The following is a 5,297-nucleotide window of genomic DNA, read 5'->3' as shown; positions in this document are numbered from 1 at the left end:
ATATTAAAGATTATTGACATAATTTTAAATAACAATTATATTATTTACATAGTATTTATTAAGTGTAAAATAAATTGTCAATTTAAATTAGTCCTTACAATCAAATTTATAATTAATTTATAATTTGCTATCGTAGCTCAGTAGGTAGAGCACTACATTGGTAATGTAGAGGTCACGGGTTCAAGTCCCGTCGTTAGCTCCATTTAAGCCCTTGGTAGTCGGTGGAAAACGGCGTGTATTGGTACAAACTGACGACAAGCATAAATAAAAAATAAAGTTGCATCTTATACAGATGCTCTTTTTCATTTAAAGATAATTTTCTACTTTCTGCTTATTTTTTCTTAAATACATATTTTCTAACATTTTAAAAGGTGAACTCAACTATAAGCTCACCCTTTGTTATATCTTTTTTATTTTTTATAATAGTAATCCAAAGACTATACTTCCTATTACTAATACCATACCCCCGCCAAGTCTTGATGACAATTGTGCGTATGATATAAGCCCCATACGGTCTGCTGCTCCAAGAACTGCTATATCTCCGGAACCTCCTCTGTTTGCCATGCAAAGACCTGCTGTTACCGCTGAGTCTATTGGATAGAATCCTACAAAGTATCCGATTATAGCCGAACCTAGTATAGCTCCTATAACTATTAGAAGAGCCATCACTGTATTACTTAAAGTTATTGCTGCTCCTAATTCAAATAGCGATGTATCTGCTCCAACTCCAACCATGATGATTAAAATCATGTTTTTAGTAAAGAATGTTTGCATTTTCTTACACGCCGTTCTAAGTTCTCCCGGAATAATTCCAAGTCCATTAGCTAATGCTACAAAAACTATCATCCAAGCAAATTGGTGAATTGGCACTTGCGTTGATACCATTGGCCATAATGTCTTAGAGAATACTACACCCACTTGATAGAATGTAAGCCCTAATAACATTGCTCCTACATATTCTTTAATTCCAGGTTCATAATTATCTTCTGTGTAAACTATTTCGCTACTATTTCTCATAAGGTTAGTTTTATCACCAGTTAGAGATTTTTTTTGAGTTACCGATTTTATTTAAAACCCCACCTGAAATTATTGCGAATATATTAGCTATTGTTAAGATTGCTATTGCGAATGAATAATAATCTCCAGCTGAGTTTCCTGTAACTCTTTCATAGATTTGGCTAAGTGGAACTGCTCCGGCTCCATTTCCCCCACCCATAACTGGTAGTACATATTTAATAAGGGTTTCTGTTGGACTAACTCCAAACACCATGCCACCCAAGATACCTAATAAACTAGCTCCAGCTAAACCGCCTAATATAGCTGGTATATAACCTGCAAATGATTTAAGCATTAATTCTCTATTAAGCCCCAATATTGAACCCGTTATCAATACAATTATAAATAAATTTAGAATTCCCATATCTGATGTTACTTGGTCCATAAGCTCTATATATTGTTCAGGAATCACTTTATAGTCTTTTAATGCCGCTGTACCTAAGAATGCTAATACAAGTCCACCACCTACATAAGTGTTCCAAATAGGGATTCTATCTCCTATCTCATTTAGGATTACCCCTATTACTAACATAAGTGCAACTCCGCCAACTATATCAGTTGTCAAAACTCCAAGATAAGTTGCTGCAAGAACCCCTATCGAGAGTGCCAATAGCATTGGAATACTCATACCGAAATATTTTTTGTTCATATTTTCCCCTTTCTCAAATCAATTGTCTTCAATTTCCATCTCTTTGGCCTTATTATTTTCATAATTTACTATTTCAACTATATACTCATAAGACCTGTTTAAATGCTGTTCTATAATAGCATTTAATTTAGCTTCATCTTTCCCTATCATCGCTTCTAATATTAGGCGATGTTCTTCAACTGCAAGCCTACTTCTATCTCCCTCATCTCCACTGAATGAGATCTGTCTAAATCTTGATAAATAGTTTTGTAACCCTGTTTGTATAATTCTAAGTCTTGGCATCTTAGCCAACTTATAAATTTCTTCGTTGTATTCATTTGAATACTTTATCAAACTTTCACTGTCTTTTTTTGAGGCTGCAAATTCCGAGTATTCTAAAATTTTATTAATATCATCTATACTTTTCTTAGTTAAGTTTTTAGATGCTTCTTTAAATGCCAATTTTTCTAGTGATGTTCTTATCTTATAAATTTCATTTACATCATCTATAGAAATTAGCTTTATATGATAGCCAAAGTTTTTAGTATAATCTAATAAACCTTCTTTACAAATTTCTTGTAATGCTTTTCTAAGAGGAGTTCTGGATACGTGTAAACTCTCTGCCAGCTCTTTTTCATTAATACGTTGTCCGACATCCCACTCTCCAGCAACTACTCTCTTTCTCAAATCTAAATATAAATTTTCAGCTAATGTAATCATAAAACCCCTCCTATGCTAGATTATTTTTACCCATTCTGATAGAATAATTTTATGATTTTACACATATATTTTTATAAATATTTAGGTTTTTTAATTACATCTATTATTGTTCCATCTCTATATTCAACCAAAGCCACAACTTTGTCTTCAAATTCAATTGGGTCAGCTACTCCAACTATTGACTCAGCGATTTCAGCTAACTCATCAATTGTCTTTAGTGGTAAGTCTGTTTTTTCCAGTTGCTCTAATATATCTTTTCTATTAGGGTTTACACATACTCCATAATCTGTTACCAAGACATCAATAGTTTCTCCCGGTGTAGTTATTGAAGTTAGGCTTCTTCTAACTGTAGCAAGTCTACTTCTGATAAGTGGGGCTACTATTATTGTGCAGTTCGCTCCTTGAGCTGTATCAGGGTGTCCACCCGGCGCACCTTGGATTTTACCGTCAGAACCTTGTACTACATTTACATTGAAGTCTGTATCTATTTCAAGACAACCTAAAATTACATAGTCTAAATAGTTTACAAAAGCTCCCTTGTTCATTGGGTTAGCATATTGTGAACAAGATATTTCAAAATGTTTAGGGTCATCATAAGCTGATTTAACTGATGCAACGTCAAATGCCTGGTCATCTATAAGTTTTTTAATATATCCTTCTCTTAATAGATTTACCATTGGTTCGGTTATACCGCCTAAACCCCAGCCCATTTTAATATTCTTTTCATCCATATATTTTTTTAGAAATCTTGTTACTGCAAGAGATGCCCCGCCTGCTCCTGTTTGGAATGTGAAATCTTCTTTAAACCATTCAGTTGAAGCCACTACCTTTGCACAGTATTCAGCCATCTTAAGTTCTCTTACATCATTTGTCATTCTTATTGCCCCGGATGCTATTTTACTGGGGTCACCTATTTCATCTACTTTTACAACATAGTCTACATCAACTGACTCAATTGGTGCGGGGAAGTTTGGAGTTTCTTTTATAGTATCTGTGATTACTATAACTTTATCTGCATATTTTGCATCTACATCTGCATAAGATAAAACTCCACAATCATTCTTTCCACCTTTCCCTGATGCATTTCCTATAACATCAGAGCTTGAAGCTGCAATAAATGCAACATCAATTTTTACTTGTCCGGTTTCAATTGCTCTAACACGTCCGCCATGACTTCTAATCCACGCCGGATTTTTAAGCTTTCCTGCTGAAAGGGCTTCACCTATTTCGTCTCTAACACCACTTGAAGAAATGCCAGTTATTGTTCCATCTTCAATCATAGGAACCATATTTGCATGAGCTTTTCCAAGACTTGATGCACATACGAATAAATCTTTAATTCCCATTTCGTGAATTACTTCCATAACTTCAGCACACACATAATCTCCATTTCTCAAATGGTGGTGGAAAGATATTGTCATTCCATCTTTTAAACCGACTTTTTCAATTGCTTCTTTTATTGTGTCTACTAACTTTGACTCTCCACTTGAAATATTAGCTTTTACAGTTGGAGCTGCTTTTGTATATACATAATCTTTTCTATACTCTGCACCTTGATAAACTTCTATTCCATCTTTTAATAACTCATCAGGTATCTCTCTACCTAAACTATTTTTCATACGAGATCCCCCTTATATAATCCTGCAGCTTTGGCTAATTTCAAGTTTCTTACAGCTCCTTCAACGTGGGCTATATCAACCATCTTGCCATCTACAATCATTACACCTATTCCTTTTTTCTTATTTTCTTCAACAGCAAGCACAATTCTTTGAGCTTCTTCTATTTGTTTTTGTGTTGGATTGAATACATTGTGTATTGTTTCTATTTGTCTAGGGTTGATGACACTCTTTCCATCAAATCCCATGTTTCTTATAAGTTCAGTTTCTTTTATAAGACCTGCTTCATCTTCAAGGTCTGTATAAACAGTATCGAAACACATAACTCCAGCTGCTCTTGCGCTCAATACAATCATAGACCTTGCACTGAAAAGTTCTTCTCCGGTTTTAGTAGTTTGCGCATGCATAGTTCTTCTGAAATCTCCGGCACTAAGTGCAACACCCATCATTCTGTCACTTGCTTTACAGATTTGGTAAGCATTTAAAACGCCAAGTGGAGATTCAAGAGCTGCCATAATCATAGTCTTGCCCTTTTCTATTCCAAACTCTTCTTCAGCCTTTGTAATTTCTTCTACTGTTTTTATTACATCTTCTGCTGTTTCAGTCATTGGTATCCTTATACCATCACATCCACCAGCAACAGAAGCTCTTACATCTTCTTTGAAATATTCTGAGTCTACGGCATTTATTCTAACCCAGACTTCTGTGTCTCCGTAATCTCTACTCTTTAAAGTGTTGTATAGGTGAATTCTCGCAGAATCTTTTTCACTTTCTGCAACTGCATCTTCTAAGTCTAAAATCACACAATCTGCACCATATACGTAAGGGTCTTTTACCAATGATGCTTTTTGAGCATTTAAAAACATCATTGTACGTCTAATATCTCTTCTCATAGTTTTGACCCCCATGGTAAATTTGAAGTCTGGTCCACTGCTCTAAAAACTGCTGTTTCAACTCTTGCCTTTAGAGTACATTCTAAAGCTCCTTTATCTTGAACTTTTACTTTTGCCTTTTCAACTTCTAAATCTTTTAAAACTTCTCTAACTGTTTCATTAATTTGGCGTCCAAATTGAACCATAACTGAACTTTCAATTTCAACTTGTAAATCTTCAGCCGGTTCAACTCTAACCAATGCATCGCTGGACTCCAAAGTTCCGGCAACTGCATCATGTTTTAATTCCATAACTCCCTCCAAAACAATCGTTTTCTAAAACTTCAATTTTAATTACTTTTCATATTATAAATTATAGATGCCCTCTTTTGACTATTTAAACCTT

General features: G+C 34.6%; 6 protein-coding genes and 1 tRNA gene. 1 reads left to right on the top strand and 6 read right to left on the bottom strand.

What is annotated here, in order from left to right; genetic code table 11:
• The first annotated feature begins 126 nt into the window (after positions 1 to 126).
• A tRNA-Thr gene (locus HMPREF9129_RS07355) sits at positions 127 to 202 on the top strand.
• A gap of 215 nt (positions 203 to 417) precedes the next feature.
• On the opposite strand, the gene HMPREF9129_RS12445 is transcribed toward HMPREF9129_RS07355, so the two are convergent.
• From HMPREF9129_RS12445 to citD, 6 genes are all read right to left on the bottom strand, one after another.
• Positions 418 to 1,017 (bottom strand): 2-hydroxycarboxylate transporter family protein, encoded by a 600-nt coding sequence (locus HMPREF9129_RS12445; protein ID WP_004822079.1) that lies wholly within the window; start codon positions 1,015 to 1,017, stop codon positions 418 to 420.
• A 13-nt stretch (positions 1,018 to 1,030) separates the two neighbouring features.
• The gene (locus HMPREF9129_RS12440; RefSeq protein ID WP_004822078.1) at positions 1,031 to 1,705 is read right to left on the bottom strand and encodes a 2-hydroxycarboxylate transporter family protein; all 675 of its coding nucleotides are present in this window, start codon (positions 1,703 to 1,705) and stop codon (positions 1,031 to 1,033) included.
• 18 nt (positions 1,706 to 1,723) lie between these two features.
• Positions 1,724 to 2,404, bottom strand: a complete 681-nt coding sequence (locus HMPREF9129_RS07345) for a GntR family transcriptional regulator (protein WP_004822075.1) — start codon at positions 2,402 to 2,404, stop codon at positions 1,724 to 1,726.
• Positions 2,405 to 2,475: 71 nt separating this feature from the next.
• Positions 2,476 to 4,023 carry a citrate lyase subunit alpha gene (citF, locus tag HMPREF9129_RS07340; protein ID WP_004822074.1) on the bottom strand — a complete coding sequence of 516 codons (1,548 nt, stop codon included), beginning with the start codon at positions 4,021 to 4,023 and terminating at the stop codon, positions 2,476 to 2,478.
• Complete coding sequence (locus tag HMPREF9129_RS07335; RefSeq protein WP_004822071.1) at positions 4,020 to 4,913, bottom strand: aldolase/citrate lyase family protein; 894 nt, start codon at positions 4,911 to 4,913, stop codon at positions 4,020 to 4,022. The genes citF and HMPREF9129_RS07335 overlap by 4 nt, the downstream gene beginning before the upstream one ends.
• A complete protein-coding gene (citD, locus tag HMPREF9129_RS07330; protein ID WP_004822070.1) occupies positions 4,910 to 5,203 on the bottom strand; it encodes a citrate lyase acyl carrier protein in 294 nt (97 codons plus the stop codon). The genes HMPREF9129_RS07335 and citD overlap by 4 nt, the downstream gene beginning before the upstream one ends.
• Positions 5,204 to 5,297 lie beyond the last annotated feature (94 nt).

The organism is Peptoniphilus indolicus ATCC 29427, assembly GCF_000227315.1.
Classification (GTDB): Bacteria; Bacillota; Clostridia; order Tissierellales; family Peptoniphilaceae; genus Peptoniphilus; species Peptoniphilus indolicus.
Note: the sequence above shows the minus strand (reverse complement) of the source record. Positions and strands in the feature narration are given on the sequence as shown.